At 38.6% G+C, this 1,631-nt stretch carries 3 protein-coding genes; all 3 read left to right on the top strand.

From position 1 onward, the window contains the following. Nucleotides 1–48 precede the first annotated feature (48 nt). Nucleotides 49–534: a hypothetical protein gene (locus M7Q83_RS14010; RefSeq protein ID WP_298340232.1), complete on the top strand. Its 486-nt coding sequence runs from the start codon at nt 49–51 to the stop codon at nt 532–534. A 242-nt stretch (nt 535–776) separates the two neighbouring features. After that, nucleotides 777–1,316 carry a hypothetical protein gene (locus tag M7Q83_RS14005; RefSeq protein ID WP_298340229.1) on the top strand — a complete coding sequence of 180 codons (540 nt, stop codon included), beginning with the start codon at nt 777–779 and terminating at the stop codon, nt 1,314–1,316. Between the two features lie 11 nt (nt 1,317–1,327). Then, the coding region (locus tag M7Q83_RS14000; protein ID WP_298340226.1) for a hypothetical protein at nt 1,328–1,631 on the top strand (304 nt) is incomplete at its 3' end.

The raw sequence follows: 1,631 nt of genomic DNA, 5'->3' as shown, positions 1-1,631 counted from the left end.
GGAGATTTTGAACTTAAAAGTATATAAATAACAATGTCATTCTAATTTATGCCAAGCATAATAGATTATTTACCTGGGATCCCAAAGTCTTACTGGAGTGATTATGTTCAGTCGATAGAACCAACTAACCCTCTTGTTATACCTGCTGGTGCAAAGAATATACAATTGCTCAAGAGTGCAATAACAAACAAGAGGGGACTAATCCTTGAGACGCTGCTAAATTCTTCCAGTCCTGATCTGGTATTTACCATCCAGTCTGACAACAGGAAGATATACGGAACAATTCAGAACATATATGACGGAGGATATACTGAGTATATACCCAATATCCCATTTATTTCTGAATTTGACAGCACTACAGATGATTATGTTATAAATCTGATAACAACTTTGCCATTTAATAGAGATGTCTATGTTTATGTAACCAATCCCTTAACGACATCTGTTGTAATTTCTGGTTTTGTCTTTCATGCCATTATATTCAATCAAGGATTCTATAAGGCACTGGCAGACCTGATAAATGGAAAAGATTAAAAAATTAAGATAGGCCAAGCAGTGATCTTAAGAGATCATCATGCGTAGCCTTAGGATTCTTTTGTTTTAACTCACTATACCGAGCCAAGTATAAATTATAGGTAACTTCATGGACTGGCAAATGTAACACATTCTGTTTCGTCATAATAAGACATACCTTTCATATATAAAAGAATTTACATCTATGAAATCTATTAATAATAAAATTAATATAACTCCTATTTATATTATGACTGATTAACATGGCTCAAGAAACTAAATATTACAGACTGATCCCTTACAGGGATACAGCAGCGAGAATAGCCACTGAGATTAGTGCTGAACAGCTTGCAGCACAGGCATTTAAGGATGCCAGCATAGGAACATCTCCAAGAGTGAGATCAGGTTACTGGTATGATCTTCAACAGGCAGGAGCAACTGCATATGATGGGAGCAACGAGATAACCTTTGCATCTGGAAGTAACAAGTATGGATTTCCAGACATGGTGCAACTGGCTATAACTGTCCCACAGTCTAAGGCATATGCAATATACGGAATTGCAGATTACAGTGCAAATCCCTCACTACAGGCATGGGAAATAAACCAGAGAAGCGTTGGATATCCTCTTGTATATCTGTCTCCTGACCTATATACTAATGAGGATCACAAGGCAATTCTCAACGGAAGTCTTCCAGCTGTAAAACAGAATGAATCACTTACCATAACCCTGTATGGAGTTTCCGACACTATAGATAACATAGACATACTCTTCAAGGTTGCTGAAACAGCAGCACAGGCATGAGGTGATCGATCATGGTTACACTTAATGTTGAAAGAGGAGCGGGTCTTGGAAGTTACAAGATGTCTGCTGGTTCTGTATCTCTCTCAAATGGAGATACAATCGTTACCAAATTTGACAATGTAGAGGCTGTTTCACTTACTGCTGAAAGCACAACAGGCAACTATGTTATTGTGAATTTTTCCATATCTGGAAATACAATAACAGTGTTCCTGGCTGGAGCAGCATCAGGCACAGCACCATCTACTCTGACAACGGCCGTAACGGTGCATTACCAGAATGGCAAGGCCCAGTGCTCGACATCTACGTCATCGACCG

Origin of the sequence: Ferrimicrobium sp. (assembly GCF_027364955.1) — a bacterium.
Lineage (GTDB): Bacteria > Actinomycetota > Acidimicrobiia > Acidimicrobiales > Acidimicrobiaceae > Ferrimicrobium.
Note: the sequence above shows the minus strand (reverse complement) of the source record. Positions and strands in the feature narration are given on the sequence as shown.